The sequence below is a fragment of the Stenotrophomonas sp. GD03958 genome (assembly GCF_029839005.1).
Classification (GTDB): Bacteria; Pseudomonadota; Gammaproteobacteria; order Xanthomonadales; family Xanthomonadaceae; genus Stenotrophomonas; species Stenotrophomonas hibiscicola.
Genome location: NZ_JAOBZT010000020.1, coordinates 20,356 through 37,439 on the forward strand (window position 1 = coordinate 20,356; position 17,084 = coordinate 37,439).

18 protein-coding genes and 1 pseudogene are annotated in these 17,084 nt (G+C 66.4%); 13 read left to right on the plus strand and 6 right to left on the minus strand.

What is annotated here, in order from left to right:
• The first annotated feature begins 156 nt into the window (after positions 1 to 156).
• The 5 genes from N5C25_RS08420 to N5C25_RS08440 all read left to right on the plus strand — a co-directional run bounded on the left by N5C25_RS08420 (position 157) and on the right by N5C25_RS08440 (position 4,867).
• Positions 157 to 723: a single-stranded DNA-binding protein gene (locus N5C25_RS08420; RefSeq protein WP_251102646.1), complete on the plus strand. Its 567-nt coding sequence runs from the start codon at positions 157 to 159 to the stop codon at positions 721 to 723.
• A 201-nt stretch (positions 724 to 924) separates the two neighbouring features.
• Positions 925 to 1,821 (plus strand): TIM barrel protein, encoded by an 897-nt coding sequence (locus N5C25_RS08425; RefSeq protein WP_279936779.1) that lies wholly within the window; start codon positions 925 to 927, stop codon positions 1,819 to 1,821.
• 27 nt (positions 1,822 to 1,848) lie between these two features.
• Positions 1,849 to 3,534, plus strand: coding sequence for a GMC family oxidoreductase (locus N5C25_RS08430; RefSeq protein ID WP_021203062.1), 1,686 nt, complete (start codon positions 1,849 to 1,851; stop codon positions 3,532 to 3,534).
• Positions 3,534 to 4,109 carry a gluconate 2-dehydrogenase subunit 3 family protein gene (locus N5C25_RS08435; RefSeq protein WP_279936780.1) on the plus strand — a complete coding sequence of 192 codons (576 nt, stop codon included), beginning with the start codon at positions 3,534 to 3,536 and terminating at the stop codon, positions 4,107 to 4,109. The genes N5C25_RS08430 and N5C25_RS08435 overlap by 1 nt, the downstream gene beginning before the upstream one ends.
• On the plus strand, positions 4,094 to 4,867 hold the full coding sequence (locus tag N5C25_RS08440) for a DUF1080 domain-containing protein (RefSeq protein ID WP_111101842.1): 774 nt from the start codon (positions 4,094 to 4,096) through the stop codon (positions 4,865 to 4,867). The genes N5C25_RS08435 and N5C25_RS08440 overlap by 16 nt, the downstream gene beginning before the upstream one ends.
• Before the next feature lie 30 nt (positions 4,868 to 4,897).
• Here the strand turns inward: N5C25_RS08440 and N5C25_RS08445 are convergent, their stop codons facing one another.
• Genes N5C25_RS08445 through N5C25_RS08465 form a run of 5 tightly spaced genes read right to left on the minus strand, consistent with a single transcriptional unit; the run spans position 4,898 to position 9,527 of the window.
• Complete coding sequence (locus N5C25_RS08445; protein WP_279936781.1) at positions 4,898 to 5,194, minus strand: cytochrome c; 297 nt, start codon at positions 5,192 to 5,194, stop codon at positions 4,898 to 4,900.
• A gap of 18 nt (positions 5,195 to 5,212) precedes the next feature.
• Positions 5,213 to 6,073 (minus strand): sugar phosphate isomerase/epimerase, encoded by an 861-nt coding sequence (locus N5C25_RS08450; RefSeq protein WP_279936782.1) that lies wholly within the window; start codon positions 6,071 to 6,073, stop codon positions 5,213 to 5,215.
• Positions 6,074 to 6,092: 19 nt separating this feature from the next.
• The gene (locus tag N5C25_RS08455) at positions 6,093 to 7,217 is read right to left on the minus strand and encodes a Gfo/Idh/MocA family oxidoreductase (protein ID WP_155029107.1); all 1,125 of its coding nucleotides are present in this window, start codon (positions 7,215 to 7,217) and stop codon (positions 6,093 to 6,095) included.
• Between the two features lie 12 nt (positions 7,218 to 7,229).
• Positions 7,230 to 8,447: a nucleoside permease gene (locus N5C25_RS08460; RefSeq protein WP_134730415.1), complete on the minus strand. Its 1,218-nt coding sequence runs from the start codon at positions 8,445 to 8,447 to the stop codon at positions 7,230 to 7,232.
• 27 nt (positions 8,448 to 8,474) lie between these two features.
• Entirely contained in the window at positions 8,475 to 9,527 is a 1,053-nt protein-coding gene (locus tag N5C25_RS08465; protein WP_021203068.1) for a sugar phosphate isomerase/epimerase family protein, read from the minus strand.
• A 95-nt stretch (positions 9,528 to 9,622) separates the two neighbouring features.
• Here N5C25_RS08465 and N5C25_RS08470 point away from each other — a divergent pair, with 95 nt between their 5' ends.
• From N5C25_RS08470 to N5C25_RS08480, 3 genes are all read left to right on the plus strand, one after another.
• Positions 9,623 to 10,630, plus strand: a complete 1,008-nt coding sequence (locus N5C25_RS08470; protein ID WP_058980811.1) for a LacI family DNA-binding transcriptional regulator — start codon at positions 9,623 to 9,625, stop codon at positions 10,628 to 10,630.
• 114 nt (positions 10,631 to 10,744) lie between these two features.
• Positions 10,745 to 11,797 (plus strand): sensor domain-containing diguanylate cyclase, encoded by a 1,053-nt coding sequence (locus tag N5C25_RS08475; RefSeq protein WP_279936783.1) that lies wholly within the window; start codon positions 10,745 to 10,747, stop codon positions 11,795 to 11,797.
• A 116-nt stretch (positions 11,798 to 11,913) separates the two neighbouring features.
• On the plus strand, positions 11,914 to 12,939 hold the full coding sequence (locus N5C25_RS08480) for an AI-2E family transporter (protein ID WP_279936784.1): 1,026 nt from the start codon (positions 11,914 to 11,916) through the stop codon (positions 12,937 to 12,939).
• Positions 12,940 to 13,013: 74 nt separating this feature from the next.
• Here the strand turns inward: N5C25_RS08480 and N5C25_RS08485 are convergent, their stop codons facing one another.
• Complete coding sequence (locus N5C25_RS08485; protein WP_279936805.1) at positions 13,014 to 13,193, minus strand: hypothetical protein; 180 nt, start codon at positions 13,191 to 13,193, stop codon at positions 13,014 to 13,016.
• On the opposite strand from N5C25_RS08485, the pseudogene N5C25_RS08490 reads away from it, so the two are divergent.
• The 5 genes and pseudogenes from N5C25_RS08490 (at position 13,129) to N5C25_RS08510 (ending at position 17,059) form a co-directional block, all read left to right on the plus strand.
• Positions 13,129 to 14,843: pseudogene (locus N5C25_RS08490) on the plus strand (GGDEF domain-containing protein). The gene N5C25_RS08485 and the pseudogene N5C25_RS08490 sit on opposite strands and share 65 nt — an antisense overlap.
• A gap of 229 nt (positions 14,844 to 15,072) precedes the next feature.
• Positions 15,073 to 15,504 (plus strand): pyridoxamine 5'-phosphate oxidase family protein, encoded by a 432-nt coding sequence (locus N5C25_RS08495; RefSeq protein WP_026346954.1) that lies wholly within the window; start codon positions 15,073 to 15,075, stop codon positions 15,502 to 15,504.
• A gap of 94 nt (positions 15,505 to 15,598) precedes the next feature.
• A complete protein-coding gene (locus N5C25_RS08500; RefSeq protein WP_279936785.1) occupies positions 15,599 to 16,183 on the plus strand; it encodes a hypothetical protein in 585 nt (194 codons plus the stop codon).
• Positions 16,184 to 16,367: 184 nt separating this feature from the next.
• Positions 16,368 to 16,835, plus strand: a complete 468-nt coding sequence (locus N5C25_RS08505) for a DUF2975 domain-containing protein (RefSeq protein ID WP_026346953.1) — start codon at positions 16,368 to 16,370, stop codon at positions 16,833 to 16,835.
• Complete coding sequence (locus N5C25_RS08510) at positions 16,835 to 17,059, plus strand: helix-turn-helix transcriptional regulator (RefSeq protein WP_005408494.1); 225 nt, start codon at positions 16,835 to 16,837, stop codon at positions 17,057 to 17,059. Before N5C25_RS08505 ends, N5C25_RS08510 begins: the two co-directional genes overlap by 1 nt.
• Positions 17,060 to 17,084 lie beyond the last annotated feature (25 nt).

Here is a 17,084-nt window from a genome sequence, read left to right on the forward strand (position 1 = left end):
GATCGGCCGGATTCCCGACGGGCCGGGGGCGAAGGGAATGGTAAGATGCCTCGTTCCGATATCCCCCCCATTCGCAACCGCGGGAGGTCCAGCGTATCGGCACCCCGTCGGGTGTGCTATCACTGGTCCAGCCCCGGACAACGGAAGAATCCATCTATGGCGCGCGGCATCAACAAAGTCATCCTGGTCGGCAATCTCGGCAACGACCCGGACGTGAAGTACACCCAGAGCGGCATGGCGATCACCCGCATCAGCCTGGCCACCACCAGCGTCCGCAAGGACAAGGATGGCAACCAGCAGGAGCGCACCGAATGGCACCGCGTGGTGTTCTTCGGCAAGCTCGGCGAGATCGCCGGCGAGTACCTGCGCAAGGGCAGCTCGGTCTACGTCGAAGGCAGCCTGCGCTACGACAAGTACACCGGCCAGGACGGCGTGGAGAAGTACTCCACCGACATCATCGCCGATGAAATGCAGATGCTGGGCGGCCGCGGTGAAGGCGGTGGCGGTGGCGGCAACTACGGCGGCGATCGTCCGCAGCGCCAGCAGGCGCCGCGCCAGGAGTACGGCGGCGGCGGTGGCCAGCGCGGCGGCCAGGGCGGTGGCTATGGCAACCAGGGCGGCAACCAGGGCGGCGGTTACGGCAACCAGGGCGGCAACCAGCGCCCGCAGCCGCAGCAGGCGCCGCCGATGGACGACTTCGCTGACGACGATATTCCGTTCTAGAGAACACTCGCCTGCAGCAGAAAAGAAAGCCCCGCTCATGCGGGGCTTTTCTTTGTCCGCGATTGCTACGGAGTTGTGCCCCGCAGCATTGAATTTTCGTGCACCGCAACTTGCAAGCATCCAATTTCCTCCCCTATGGTGCAATCGATTGCATTGCTGTGGATCGTTGCGTTTGATACCGGTTGGGAGGCCGGAAGGTGGATGTCCATCCATTCGATCAGACCGGCTCCTTCGAGGGGGCTCACGCGGCGCGATGCGCTGCGCATGGCGGTTGCTGGAGGCGTAGCTCTGGGTACTGCGGGAGCGTTGCCTGCATTCGCCACCACTGCACCGCTGAAGGGCAACCTGAAGCAGGCCGTGGCCCGCTGGACCTTCCCGCAACTGTCAGTTGCCCAGCTCTGCGCGACGGTGAAGGACATCGGCTTTGCCGCGATCGACCTGGTCGGCCCCGAAGACTGGCCCACGCTGATGGCCCATGGCGTCTACAGCTCGATGTGCAACGGCGCGGAGCTGGGCCTTACCAAGGGCTTTGCCGGCCGTGAGTTCCATGACCAGCTGGTAGAGCGCTACACGCGGCACATCGATCTGGTGGCCGATGCCGGTTACCGGAATCTCATCTGCTTCTCCGGCAACCGCAACGGTATGGACCCGCATGACGGCATGGCCAATGCCGAGGCTGGCCTCAAGCGCATCCTCGGGCATGCCGAGAAGCGCGGTGTGGTGCTGGTGATGGAGCTGCTCAACTCCAAGGTCGATCACCGCGACTACCTGTGCGACCACTCGGCCTGGGGCGTGGAACTGTGCCAACGGCTCGGCTCGGACAACTTCGGCCTGCTGTACGACATCTACCACATGCAGATCATGGAGGGCGACATCATCGCCACCATCGGCAAGCATCACGCCTGCTTCAAGCACTACCACACCGCAGGCGTGCCTGGCCGGCATGAGATCGGAGACCAGCAGGAGCTGAACTATGCAGCGATCTGCCGCGCGATCCGCGACACCGGTTTCAAGGGGTATCTGGCGCAGGAGTTCACGCCTGCCGCGCCCGATCCCGTTGCCTCATTGCGCGAGGCGATCCGCCTCTGCGACGTCTGAAACGATATCCACCCAGGTGAGAGACCCATGGCAGATAATCACTACGACGCCATTGTTGTTGGCTCGGGAATCAGTGGCGGCTGGGCAGCGAAGGAGCTGACCGAGAAGGGCCTGAAGGTCCTGATGCTGGAACGCGGGCGCAACATCGAGCACGTCAAGGACTACGTCAACGCGATGAAGGAGGCGTGGGATTTCCCGCACCGCAACCGGCCAACGCAGGCAATGAAGGCCGCGTTCCCGGTGCTGATGCGCGACTACGGGCTGGCTGAGAACCTGGAAGGGATGTGGGCCAACGAGCAGGACTCGCCCTACATCGAGACCAAGCGCTTCGACTGGTTCCGTGGCTACCACGTCGGTGGTCGTTCCTTGATGTGGGGGCGGCAGAGCTATCGCTTCTCCGATCTGGATTTCGAGGCCAACCTCAAGGACGGCATCGCCACCGATTGGCCAATCCGCTATGCCGACATCGCGCCGTGGTACGACCATGTAGAGAGGTTCGCCGGCATTGCCGGCACGCGCGAAGGACTGGACGTGTTGCCGGACGGCGAATTCCTGCCGCCGATTCCCTTGAACATCGTCGAGAAGGATGTGGCCGCGCGGATCAAGAAGGCCTTCGGCGGAACACGGCACATGATCCACTCGCGCACTGCCAACATCACCCAGCCGATGCCCGAGCAGGGCCGCGTGAACTGCCAGTACCGCAACAAGTGCATCCTGGGCTGTCCCTTCGGTGCCTATTTCTCGACCCAGTCGGCGACGCTGCCGGCGGCGATGAAGACCGGCAACCTGACCTTGCGGCCGTTCTCGATCGTCAAGGAAGTGCTCTACGACAAGGACCGCAAGCGTGCGCGCGGCGTGGAGGTCATCGACGCCGAAACAGGCCAGACCTACCAGTACACGGCCAAGGTCATCTTCCTCAATGCATCGTCCTTCAACTCGACCTGGCTGCTGATGAATTCGGCGACCGACGTCTGGGACGGGGGGCTGGGCTCTTCGTCGGGTGAGCTCGGGCACAACGTGATGGACCACCATTTCGGTGCGGGCGCCTCGGGCCGGGTCGAGGGCTACGAAGACAAGTACTACTTCGGTCGTCGTCCCTGCGGTTTCTACATTCCGCGGTTCCGCAACGTGGCCGCCGACAAGCGCGGCTACCTGCGCGGGTTCGGTTACCAGGGCGGTGCCAGCCGCACCGGCTGGTCGCGCGAGATCGCCGAGCTGAACATCGGTGCCGACCTGAAGGAGGCGCTGACCGTGCCGGGCGACTGGCGCATCGGCATGACCGGGTTCGGTGAAATGCTGCCGCACCACGACAATGCGATCCGCCTGGACCGCAACCGCAAGGACAAGTGGGGGCTGCCGGTGCTGGCGATGGATGTGTCCATGCGTGCCAACGAACTGGCGATGCGCAAGGACATGGCCGCCGATGCCGCCGAGATGCTGGAGGCGGCCGGGGTCAAGGACGTGAAGATGCACGACAACGACTATGCCCCGGGCAAGGGCATCCATGAGATGGGGACCGCGCGCATGGGACGTGATCGGAAGAGCTCGGTGTTGAATGCACACAACCAGGTCTGGGATGCGCCCAATGTCTATGTGACCGACGGTGCCTGCATGACTTCCAGCGCCTGCGTGAATCCCTCGCTGACGTACATGGCGTTGACCGCGCGTGCCGCCGACCATGCGGTGCGCGAACTGAAAGCGGGGAACCTCTGATGGATCGCCGCGAACTGCTGAAGATGATCGTCGCCGCCACCGGTGCGGCCATGGTTGGCCTGCCGGCGCTGGTGCAAGGGCAGGCGCCGGCCGCGGGGGCGATGCCCGCGTTCACCGATGCCGATATCGGCACGCTGGACGAGATCGCCGAGACCATCCTGCCGCGGACCCGGACGCCAGGCGCGAAGGATGCCGGTGCCGGCCTGTTCATGGCGACGTTCGTCAGCGACTGCTACACCGCCCGTGAGCAGGCGATATTCCGCGCTGGCCTGGCCGACATCGACAAGCGTGCCGGTGGCCGCTTCGTGTCGCTCACGCCGGAAGCGCGCACCGGGTTGCTGCGTACACTGGATGCCGAAGCCAAGGCGCGCAATGCAGACGTGATCGAAACCGGAACGCCCGAAGAGGGCGAAGCGATGCCGCATTACTTCACGATGATCAAGCAGCTGGCCATCTTCGGCTTCTTCACCTCCAAGGTCGGTGCGACCGGGGTGCTGCAATACGTCGCCGTGCCAGGGCGCTACGACGGCGACCTTGCCTACGTTCCCGGTACGCCTGCATGGGGGACCAGCTGATGGGCGACACCCGGATGATCCGCGCTCTGCTGGGCACCGCCGGCCTGCTTGCCGCTGCGACGGCATTCGCACAGGACGGTGCCGATGCTGCGCGTGACCCGAAGAAGACCGAGGTGTGGACGCCGGTGCCTGCGGTGGTGGCCACGCCACCGGGCAAGGCGCCGTCGGACGCCATCGTGCTGTTCGATGGCAAGGATGTTTCGGCCTGGGAGGCGGAGCAGGGAGGGCGTGTACCCTGGAAGGTTGCCGATGGCGCCATGACCGTCGTTCCGGGCAGCAAGGGCATCCGCACCAGGCAACGCTTCTGCGATATCCAGCTGCATGTCGAATGGCGTACCCCCACCGAGACGAAAGGCTTCGACGGCCAGAACCGGGGCAACAGCGGCATCTTCCTGCAGGAACTGTATGAGTTGCAGGTGCTCGACAGCTACAACAACCCGACGTATGCCAACGGCCAGGCGGGTTCGATCTACAAGCAGGCGATGCCGTTGGTGAACGCCTCGCGCGCACCGGGGCAGTGGCAGGCCTACGACATCATCTGGAAGGGACCGCGCTTCTCTCCGGGCGGTGGGCTGCTCTCGCCGGCGCGCATCACGGTGCTGCACAACGGTGTTCTGGTGCAGGACGATACGGCTGTGGCGGGCAGGACTGAGTACATCGGTCCTCCCTCCTACTCACCGCACGGATGTGCGCCGCTCTACCTGCAGGAGCATGACTCCAGGGTCAGCTACCGCAACATCTGGGTGCGCGAACTGTAGCGGCACGCGGCCGGCGTGGTCGCCGGCCGCCTACTTCGCCAGATAGCTGGCGAGGTCGTCGATCTCCTGCTGCGACAGCTGGGCAAAGGGCGGCATCAACCCGCCGCCCTTCCTGATTCTGTCCTTGACCTGGGCGGGCTGAAGCCGCTTGCCGACGTCGGTAAGCGCCGGGAAGGTCGGCGGTACGCCGGCGCGTTCCGCACCGTGGCAGGCAGTGCAGTGCTGGGCGTAGAGTTTCGCGCCAGCGGCGGGATCGTCCTTGGCCCAGGCTGCGGCTGCATGGCTCACGCCGCCCAGGGCTACGGCCACTGCCAGGATCATTTTCATGGGGAACTCCTTCATGCGTCAGTGCCGTGCACGGGCGGGCACGTTGGGCAGGTGTTCACGCAGGTAGTCCGCGCCGGCCTGGATGACCTTGGCCGGATCGCGTGGCTGGTCGTGTTCGACGATGTACCACTGCACGCCAGCGGTGGCGGCGGCCGGCAGGATCGCGTTCCAGTCCAGCACGCCCTGGCCGACCGCAGCGAAACCACCTTCGTCTTCGGCCTGGCCCTTGGGTGCATTGTCCTTGGCGTGTACCGCAAAAACGTGACCGCGGAACTTGCCAAGCGTCACCGCCGGGTCCAGTCCCGCTCGCGCGACCCAGGCCAGGTCCAGTTCGGTCTTCAGATCGGGTCCGGCCGCTGCGAACAGCAGCTCCAGCCCGGTCTGACCGTCGAAGTCGGCCAGCTCGAAATCGTGGTTGTGATAGGCCAGCTGCATGCCCTTGACGCGCACCTGTCTGGCGATCCGGCCCAGCTCCTGGCCCAATGCGGTCCAGCCGGCGGCATCGCGCGGACGGTCCTTCTGGTCCAGGTAGGGCACCACCAGTGTGGTGTTGCCGATCGAGCGGTTGAAGGCCACCACGCCATCGAGGTTGTCGCGCAGCTCGGCCAGCTGCACGTGCGACGAAACCGCCCTGATCGAGTACCGGTCCAGCAGTCGCTTCAGTTCCGGAGCGCTGACGTTCTGCGTTCCGACGGTCTCCACCGCGCGCACGCCCGCGTCGTGGACGATTTTCAGCTGCTGGTCGAGCGAGCCTGCATTGCGCAGGGTGTACATCTGCACCGCGATCGGCTTCTGCGTGGTGGCCGCTTCGTCTGCGAAGGCGGGCAGGGCAGCGAGCAGCAGGATGAGACCTGCACTTCTACGGAAAAGAGCTTTCATCAACAGTTCCTCCCGGGATTCAACCGATGGCGGTCCAGGCGCGTGACCTGGCCGATGCAATGACGCGATCGACGATCCGCGCCGAGCGCAGGCCGTCTTCGAAGGTGGGCAGGCCTTCGAAGCGCTCGCCGTCAACGGCACGATAGGTGTCGGCGACGAACGCTTCGAAGCAGTGGCCGTAGCCCTGGGCATGCCCCGCTGGCAGCGGCGACAACCGGCGCTGTTCGGCACTGCCGGCACCCGGGCCGCGCACGAAGATTTCCTCGCGCTGCTCGGGCCGGCCGATCCACAGCCGCTCGGCATCCTCCTGGTTGAACGCCACGCTCGCATTGGCGCCATCGATCTCGAACCAGAGCCGGTTGTGGCGTCCGGCCGAGACCTGGCTGACCGTCAATGACGCCAGCGTGCCGGCGCCGGTCCTGAACATCGCTGCGGCCACGTCCTCGCTCTCGACCGCCTGCCTTGCGCCGCCTGTCGCCGGCGTGCTGAAGCTCTGGCCAGTGGTGGCGCTGCGCTCGGCGATGACCGTGGCGAACGCCGCGCTCGCTTCGGTGAAGCGTTCGCCACTGACCCATTCCACCAGGTCACACCAGTGCGAGCCGATGTCGGCGAACACGCGCGACGCGCCGCCCAGCGCCGGGTCAACCCGCCAGTTGTTGCTGGCCGGGTCCAGCAGCCAGTCCTGCAGGTAGCTGCCATGGATCAGGTGCAACGGCCCAAGTTCACCCTGCGCGATGCGTGCACGCGCCTCGCGGACCACCGGGTGGTAGCGGTAGACGAAGGGGACGGTGGCAACCAATCCGGTCGAGGCAGCCAGCGCCGCGAGCGCCCGTGCATCGTCCAGCGTCGTCGCCAACGGTTTCTCGCAGATCACGTGCTTGCCGGCTTCCAGCGCGGCCTGCGCCATCGCGCGGTGCAGGTGGTTGGGCGTGCAGATGTGCACGACCTGTACCTGGGGGTCAGCGACGACGTCATTGATATCGCGATAGGCGCGCGGGACATTCCACGCGTGTGCCACCTCGCTCGCGCGCTGTGGCGACGAGGCCAGTACGCCGCGTACCGCGGCGCCCGCCAGCAGTGCCGCGCGGCGATGCACCGCGCCGATCATGCCGGTACCAACGATTGCGATTCCAAGGTGGGGCATCGGCCGGTCTCCTCAGGGTGTGTACGGCGCTGCAGCAGCTGCCGGGCGGTCGCGGAACAACAGCAGGAAGGCGATCAGCACCACCAGTGCAACACCGGCCGGGAACAACCAGATCTGTTGCCAGTCCGGGCCTGCTGCGGTGGTGAAGTGCTCCACAACGGCACCGGACAGGAAGGTGCCGATCAGCATGCCCACGCCGTAGGTGGCCAGGGTGATGAAGCCCTGTGCGCTGCTGCGCGCGGCGGGGCCGGCATGGGCGTCGGTGTAGATCTGGCCGGTGACGAAGAAGAAGTCATAGCAGATGCCGTGCAGCACGATGCCGATCACCAGCAGCGGGAAACCGCCACCGGCATCGCCGAAGGCGAACAGGGCGTAGCGCACCACCCAGGCGGCCATGCCGACCGCCAGCATGGTCTTCACCCCCAGCCGCACGAACAGGAAGGGCATGGCCAGCATCAGCAGCACTTCGGACACCTGGCCCAGCGACTGCAGGCCGGCGGCGCCCTGCACGCCCAGGTCGTTGAGATACGGATTGGTGAAGTTGTAGTAGAACGACAGCGGAATGCAGATGGCGATGGAAGCCAGGAAGAACACCAGGTAGGCACGCGATTTCAGCAGCCGCAACGAATCCAGCCCCAGGATCTGTCCCAGCCCGGCCTCGCGCTGCTGCGCCAGTGGTGGCGTGTGCGGCAGGGTGAACGCATACAGGCCCAGCACCAGCGATGCCGCAGCCGCCATCCGGAACGTCAGTTCAAGCCGATGCGCCTGTTCCCAGCCCAGCCAGCCGATCAGCACGCCTGCGACGATCCAGCCGACGCTGCCGGCCACGCGTACCAGCGGGAACTGCTTCTCCGGCGATTGCATGTGCCGCATCGCCACGCTGTTGGCCAGGGCCAGCGTCGGCATGAACAGCAGCATGTAGCCCATGACGCACGCGGAAAACACGCTGAAACTGGTGGCGGTGGAAGCCAGCCACATCAGCACCGCGCCAGCCAGGTGCAGTACTGCCAGGATGCGCTGCGCCGCGAAATAGCGGTCCGCGATCAGGCCGACCAGGAAGGGTGCGACGATGGCGCCGATGGACTGGCTGAGGAACGCGGTTGCCACTTGGCTCGCGCTGGCCTGCAAGGGGCCCTGCACAAGGTACGTCCCCAGGGTGACGAACCACGCCCCCCAGATGAAGAACTGCAGAAACATCATCGCGCCCAGGCGCGACATCGCGTGCGTCATGGCTTGCCCTCCCGGGGCGGAAATGGTTCAGATTCCCAGCATGCGGTGAAGTGATTCCAGATCCGTGCCGCTCCCGGCAAAATCGTCGAAGGCGCGTTCGGTTACATGGATGATGTGATCGCGGATGAAGGCGGCGCCCTCGCGTGCACCGTCTTCCGGGTGCTTCAGGCAGCACTCCCATTCCAGTACCGCCCAGCCCGGGAAGTCGTACTGCGCGAATCTGGAGAAGATCGCCTTGAAGTCGATCTGGCCATCACCGAGTGAACGGAACCGGCCCGGGCGATCGATCCAGTCCTGGTAGCCGCCATACACGCCGCTGCGCGCGCTGGGCCGGTACTCCGCGTCCTTCACGTGGAAGACGCCGATGCGCGCGTGGTAGCGATCGATGAAACCGAGGTAGTCCATCTGCTGCAGCAGCAGGTGGCTGGGGTCGTACAGGATCTTCGCGCGCGGGTGGTGATCGACCACGTCAAGGAAGCGCTCGAAGGTTGCGCCATCGTGCAGGTCCTCGCCCGGGTGGAGCTCGAAGCACAGGTCCACGCCACAGGTGTCGAAGACATCCAGGATCGGTCGCCAGCGGCGGCCGAGTTCGGCGAAGGCTTCTTCCACCAGGCCCGGCGGGCGCTGCGGCCACGGATAGAAATAGGGCCAGGCCAGTGCGCCGGAGAAGGTGGCATGCGCGGCCAGCCCCAGGCGCTGGCTGGCCTGAGCCGCCAGCCGCAGCTGCTCCACCGCCCACGCCTGGCGCGCCGGCGGGTTGCCGCGCACGTTCGCCGGTGCGAATCCGTCGAACAGGCTGTCGTAGGCAGGATGGACCGCGACCAGCTGCCCCTGCAGATGGGTAGACAATTCGGTGATCTGAAGGCCGTAACCGGCCAGCATGCCGGCAATATCGTCGCAGTACGCCTGGCTGCGTGCCGCCTCGGCCAGATCGAACAGGCGGGGTGCGGAGGTGGGAACTTGTACGCCAGAATAGCCCAGGCCCGCGGCCCATCCGGCCAGCGTGTCCAGCCGATCAAAAGGAGCTGTGTCGCCGATGAACTGCGCCAGGAACAGCGCTGGACCCTTGAGCGTCTTCAACGTGATTCGCCCTCGATGCAATCGATTGCATTATCCTAGCAGGGGCGCACGCAGGACCTGTTGTGCACTGCACAGCGGACGGGAGAACTAACGCCATGGCCACCATCTACGACATCGCAAAGCACGTCGGCGTCTCCGCCGGCACGGTGTCGCGGGCACTGTCCCGGCCGGACAAGGTCCTGCCGGCCACCCGTGCGCGCATCGAGCAGGCGGCCGCCGCGCTGGGCTATGTGCCCAACACGGTGGCGCGCACGCTCAAGACCCACCGCAGCGGCAAGATCCTGGTCACCGTCCCGGACATTGCCAATCCGTTCTTCGCCCAGATCCTGCAGGGCGCGGAGGACGCAGCGCAGGCGGTCGGCTACGCGGTCCTGCTGGGGGATACCCAGCATCAACCGGACCGCGAGGAGCGCTACGCGCAGATGCTCCGGCGCAACGAGGCCGACGGCATGATCGTGCTGGGGCATCGCCTGCCACCTACGGCGCGTGACATCGTTGAGCAACGCGGTTCCGCCGCACCGGTGGTCAACGGCTGTGAATTCGATCCCGCACTGGGGATTCCCAGCGTCCACATCGACAATGCCGCCGCCGCGCGCACGGTGATGGAACACCTGTATGGACTGGGACACGAACGGATCGCGGTGGTGGGAGGCCCCCCCGACAATCCGCTGCACCAGCAACGGATGGAAGGGGTCCGGGCGGCGGGCAAGGCGCGCGGGCGCCTGCGCCAGCTGAACATCATGCCGGGTGACTTTTCGGTGGAGTCCGGCCATGCAGCTGCGATGTCGATGTTGGCCGTCGCGCCGGTGCCGACTGCGGTCTTCTGTTTCAGCGACCAGATGGCGCTGGGCACTCTCGCTGCCTGCCGGGAGCTGGGCATCCGCGTGCCGGAGGACCTGTCCATCGTCGGCTTTGACGACCTGGCCTCCTCGCGCTACCTCACGCCGCCGCTGACGACGATCAGGCAGCCGATGCGGCAGATTGGCGAGCGCGCGGTCAACCTGCTGCTCGCCATCATCGAACAGGTCGATGTGCCGCTGCAGCAGACGCTGGAGTTCAGCTTCATGCTGCGCGGTTCCACGGCGGCCCCCAGGGGCGGGTGAAAACCGCGCCACGGGGCGCCGCCTTGATCCCGAATTGACGCGAACCTGTCAGACTCACCGGCAGCCAGCCCGGCAAGGGCCGTAGCAGCAGGTGCGATCGCGCAGGAGGGGGCAATGCCATTCTTCACCGATTCGGCGGAAGGCGCGGTCGAAGGCATTGGCGCGGCACGTCGCATCGGCTGGATGCGTTTTGTCGGCAATGGACTGGGGGCGATCCCCATCGCGTCGATCATCCTCGAACGGCAGAATGGCGGATGGGCGTGGGTCCTGCTGCTGCTCAACGCGCTGGCGTGGCCCGCGCTGGCGCTGCTGCTGACCCGGCGCTCCCGCCAGCCGGCGCGCGTCCAGTTCCGCTGCATGGTGGCCGATTCCCTGTTCGGCGGCGGCTGGATCGCATTCATGGCGCTCAGTGCCGTGCCCAGCGCGCTGTTTGCCGCGCTGCTGGTGGCCGACAAGATCGCAGCCGGTGGCGTGCGCCTGGCGACGCGCGCCACGTTGGCGCTGCTGCTGGGCTTCGCACTCACCTGGTGGGCGCTCGGCTTCCCAATCCAGCCGGTGACCTCGCAACGCACGATCATGCTGAGCATCCCGTTCCTGTTCGTGTATGGCATCGGGCTGAGCATTCTCAGCTGGCAGCTGGCCCGTCGGGTGAAATCGCAGAACCGCCAGTTGAAGCGGCTGAGCCGGATGGACCCGCTGGTGGAGCTGGCCAACCGCGGCTTTCTGATCGTCCGCGCGCAGCAGGCACTGGACAAGGCGCAGGGTCAGGGTGGTTTCGCCTGCCTGCTGATGCTTGATGTGGATGACTTCAAGCGCATCAATGACTCGCATGGTCATCGTGCCGGGGACGAAGTGCTGCGCCATATCGCGTCCACCTTGCGCGCCTTCGCCCGGCCCGGTGATACCCCTGCGCGGCTGGGAGGCGACGAGTTCGTGGTGCTGCTGCACGACTGTGCGCCCATCGATGCGATGCAGGTGGCCGAGCGGGTCCGCCTGCACCTGCTGGAAGCAGCACGGCAGGCAACACCGGGCATCGAGTTCAGCGTCAGCATCGGCATCGCGGCAACGCCGCGCGGTGGCAGCGTCGAGGACTGGCTGGCACTGGCCGACCGTGCGCTCTACCACGCCAAGCGCCAGGGCAAGAACAACGCCAGCTATGGCGAATAGTGGGCCGGGGGCGGTGGGCATACCGCAGAACGAGGGCGTAGCGCTCGTCCATGCTGTACCCGGAATCATCGCCACCAATCCTCTACCATGGGCCACCCCGCCCGGACGCACCGCCCATGCAAGACGCCCTCGTTGCACAGCCCAAGCCCCCCGTTGCGCGGATCGCGGCGTGGTTGATGATGCTGCTGGGCATGTGGCTGGCGTTGAAGCTGGGCCTGGTGGTGACCCTGCTGTCGGGGCTGCTGGTGTTCCAGCTGACCCACGTGCTGGCCTCCACCGTGGAAGGCAAGCTGCCGCCGGGACGAGCGCGGGCGATCGCGGTGATCGTATTGTCGGCCATCATCATCAGCGCGCTGGTATTGGCCGGCATCGGCGTGGCCTCGTTCTTCCGCAATGAGACCGGCGGCCCGGACGCGCTGCTGGCGCGCCTGATGGAGATCCTCAATACCTCGCGGCACCAGGTGCCGGCGCTGCTGCAACCCTACATTCCCGAAGACATGCCGGCGCTGCGCGCGGCGCTGAACGACTGGGCCGCCGAGCACCAGCGCCAGCTGGGCGTGGCCGGTACCTCGGTGGTGCAGGTGGGCGTGCGCGTGCTGATCGGCATGGTGCTGGGGGCGATGATCGCGCTGTACGACGAATTTCCCGTGCCCAAGATGGGGCCGTTGGCGCAGGAGCTGATCGGGCGCACCAGCCGCCTGGCCACCGCATTCCGCCAGGTGGTGTTCGCACAGGTGAAGATCTCGCTGCTCAACACCGTGTTCACCGCGATCTTCCTGCTGGGCGTGCTGCCGCTGTTCGGTGTGCACCTGCCGCTGTCCAAGACCCTGGTGTTGATTACCTTCGTCGCCGGCCTGCTGCCGGTGGTGGGCAACATCATTTCCAACACGATCATCACCATCGTTGCGCTGTCTGTCTCGTTCTACGTGGCAGTGGCGGCGCTGCTGTACCTGATCGTGATCCACAAGTTGGAGTACTTCCTCAATGCGCGCATCGTCGGCGGTGAAATCCAGGCCCGCGCCTGGGAGCTGCTGCTGGCCATGCTGGTGATGGAGGCGGCGTTCGGCCTGCCCGGCCTGGTGGCGGCGCCGGTGTTCTATGCCTACGTGAAGCGCGAACTGGTCGACCAGCGCTGGATCTGACCCGGCGAAACCTGTCGCATCTGATCGGCTGGCGTCGGGGCGCCGGCATTGTCGGCGCGTTCGCGCGCGCTGCGCTATATCGCCCGTCGCGGATCGGGCGGCACTGGCTTGGCGCCGCCGGAGCCGGTCGCTACAGTGAGCCGCACTTCAGGGGAATTCTGCATGGCCGGCAAGGTATCGCCCATCAGGTTGCGGACCTGGGTCTGGATCCTGGCTGGGCTGTTTGTCGTGTGCACGTTGCCGTTGATGGCCATCGCCCTGGTCCAGGGAACACTGCGCTACACCGACGCCGAAGGCAACCTGGCCAGCCTGCGGCAGCTGCGGCAGACCTTCGATCTTGCCAACCTGGCTTCGGCCGAGCGAGGCCCGGCCAACAGCCTGCTGGGGGCTGACCCGGCCGATGCCGCCGAACAGGCACGGCTGGCTGCGCAGCTGGCGGCCGCGCGCAAGCGGGTCGACACCGCCCTGCTGCAGCTGGACACCGTGTTCAAGGATGACCCGGGCGTGTACGACGAGCATTGCCTGCTGGCCAGCGCGCAGCGTCGCCTGAAGTCGGCGCGGGCTGCGGTCGATCATGTCGCGGCGCAACCGCATGACGCACGCCGTGTGGAGGAGGTGGAGCGTGCGATCAGCGGCATGTTCGCGGTGGTTGATCGCCTGCATCTGCTGACCTCGGCGCAGATCAACGCGCTGGTCAGTGCCGACCGTGAGGCGGCGATTCCGGCAATGCAGGGCCAGCTGTTGTTCGATCTTCGCGAGCATGGTGGCCGCCTGGCCTCGAACGTGATGGCGCCGGTGGCGGTACCGGGGCGTGGCGCGAGGAACAGGTGCGCGCTGCGCTGCAGACCGAGGGCCGCCTGCTGGAGCTGTGGCGGTTGGCGAGCAGCCACGAGTCGGTGTTCCGCAGCGACCCGGAATTGTCCTGGCACTGGGACATGGCGCGGCGGCAGCTCTTCGGTGAGTCACTGCCGATGATCGAGCAGCTGATCGAGGATGGCCGCCGTGGCGTGCCGCCGTCGTGGACCGCCGCCGCGTTCACCAATCGCTACGTGCCGACCCTGCAGTCACTGGAGGCGCTGCGCGATGGCTACCTGAGCGTGTCCATCGCCCGCTTCGAACGTAGTCGCAACCGTGAGGCCATGCGCCTGGCCGTGCTGGTGGCGACCGCGCTGGGCACGCTGGTGGTGCTGGGCATGGCCCTGCGCATTGCCCACCTGCAGATCCTGCAGCCACTGCTGCAGGCGCAGCAGCAGGTGATCCAGCTTGCCTCGGATACCCCCGGTCCGGAGGAGAATGTCACCCACCCGCTGGCCGAGATGCAGCGCCTGTTCGATGCCATCGAAGTGCTGCGCGAGAAATCGCGCGAGCGTTCGACGTTGACCAGCGAGCTGCGCCAGCTGGCCGGTACCGACCAACTGACCGGGCTGTTGAATCGGCGCGCGCTGGATGAGGTGGTGCAGCGGAGACATGCGGGGGGCGAGGCAAGCGCCGTGGTGATCCTGCTGGACGTGGATCGCTTCAAGGCCATCAACGATGGCCATGGCCATGAAGCCGGCGACGAAGTGCTGGTGCAGGTGGCGCAGTTGCTGCGACACCACCTGCGGCGCAGCGACAACATTGCCCGCTATGGTGGCGAGGAGTTCCTGGTGCTGCTGGCCGACGGTGATCTGGCCGGCGGGCGCCAGCTGGCTGAATCATTGCGATTGGCGCTTCAGCAGATGGACATCGCGCTGGCCGGGGGCATCGTGCTGCGCGTGACCGCCAGTTTCGGGGTGGCCAGGGGCGGCACCGATGCGCTGGGCTGGCGCAGCCTGCTGCGTGCCGCCGATGCGGCCATGTACCAGGCCAAGGCACAGGGGCGTGACCGGGTACGGGTGGCGGGGGACGGTCGCATCACGCGCTGATGGCACGCGTCAGCCAATGCGTGCATGCACCCGTCGCAGCGTCTGCAGGATCGCCCGACGCGCGATGGGGCGTGCAGCTGCTGCAAGCGCAGGTGGTGTGGTGAGCAGCGCGTCACGCACGCGCCACGCGCCCTATCTCGTTTTCTGTGAAGAAGTCGCCATGGACCTTCCACGCTTCGGTCACCGCTCTGCGCAGACGCTGGGATTCCACTTGATGAAGGACGACACCATGACCCAGCTCACCCTGCCCGAACTGGCCAGGAAGATGGCCGACATCGATTTCACCATGCTGCAGACCCGCGCCGGCGGAGAAATTGCCGGTCGTCCGATGAGCAACAACGGTGACGTGGACTACGACGGTGACAGCTGGTTCTTCACCACGGAAGACACCGACATGGTGCACGAGATTGAGGCTGACCCCGCCGTTGCGCTGGGTTTTTCCGGCAGCAAGTCGCTGCTGGGCAAGCCGCCGTTGTTCGTGCACGTGCAGGGAAGGGCGGCGCTGGTGCGCGATCGCGCTGTGATGCGCGAGCACTGGGTGAAGGATCTTGAGCGCTGGTTCGAGCAGGGCGTGGATACACCGGGGCTGGTGCTGATTCACGTGCGCGCCAGCCGCATCCACTATTGGGATGGCGAGGACCAGGGCGAAATGGCCGTCTGACCCGGCAGCGGGAGGCTGGCGGCCATCGCGGCCATTGCGCGGCGCGCCAGGCCTTTGCCATCCTCCCCGCTGTTTTCCGTAGCGTGGAATCCCGATGCGTCCTGCGTTCTTCTGGCTGGCTTTGGCCCTGCTGCCCACACTGGTGGTGGCGCAACCCGCGCGTGCGCCCAAGGCCAAGGCCCCGGCGCAGGATCCCTTCAGCGAGCTGTTCGATACCGCCTGCATGCAGCACATCGGGGCCCCGGCGCGGTTGCAGTCGCTGATGGAATCCAATGGGCTGTCGCCGCTGCAGCCGGCCGAAGCCGCCACGCTGTTGCAGGGGCAATCGGGCGTGGCGTGGATGGTGCCGCTGGTCAGTGGCCGCTATGCGGTGAGCTGGGCTGACGATGGAACGTGTACGGTCTACGCCGAGAAGGCCGACGCGGCGGTGGTGCAGAAGGGGTTTGCCCGGTTGGTGCAGGCCGCACCGAAGCCGTTGCAGGTACGGTCGCTGCCAGGGCGTGGGCCACTGTCGGCCGATCAGGTGGCCATCCAGTACGGCTGGGCTACGCCGGGGCAGGGCAAACTGCAGGTGCGCTTCCGCCTGGTCACGCGGCAGGCGGCCGAAGCCGGGGTGCAGGCCATGGCCTCGGCCGCCCCTGGCGAAGCGATGCAGGCACAGGGCGCACCTGGGCCCTGACAGGGGCGACGCTCGCGATTCAGCCTTCCACGCGGCATGTGATATATCGTTTATCGATAAATCCACCCCGGGGCGGCGAGGCCACCCCAATGCCGGAGGCCGCTTGACCGCTCGTCCCGCCCGCGCCAGACCCGCGCGAGGCTTGTTCACCCTGGCCCTGGCGGCCGTACAGGCCGTCAGGGCGATGTGCTGGCTGGGCATCCTGGCCGCGCTGCTGGCCGTGCCGCTGGTCGCCCACGACCGCCGCTGGCTGCTCGACAGCGTGCATGACGCTGCGGCTGTCGCCGCGCATGGCAATGACCTGTTCCTGCATTTCTGCCTGGGCCTGGGCGCGATCGTCGCGCTGCTGGTGCTGTGCCTGATGTTCCTGCGCCACCTGCTGCGGCTGCTGAAGTCGGCGGCGCGCGAGCGGCCGTTCACCCACGCCAACGCACAGCGCCTGCAGCGCATGGCCTGGCTGATGCTGGCGATGGAGCTGCTGTCGATCCTGATCGGCGCCTACGCGGCCTGGATGGGCCCGGATTTCACCTGGATGGAGGTCGGCGGTGGCATGTCGATCACTGGCTTGGTGGCCGTGCTGATGCTGTTCGTGCTGGCGCGCGTCTTCGCCGTGGGTGCAGCGATGCGCGATGACCTCGACGGTGTCATCTGATGGCAATCGTCATTACCCTGGACCGCATGCTGCAGGAAAGGGGCATGACCCTGTCCGAGCTGGCCGGGCGCATCGACATCACCCTGGCCAACCTGTCGATCCTGAAGACCGGCAAGGCGCGCGCCATCCGCTTTTCCACCCTTGATGCGATCTGCCGCGAGCTGCAGTGCACGCCCGGTGACCTGCTCGGGCACGACCCGGCGCAGGCACAGGACGCTGACTGAGCGGTCGCTCTTTTCCCTTGCATAC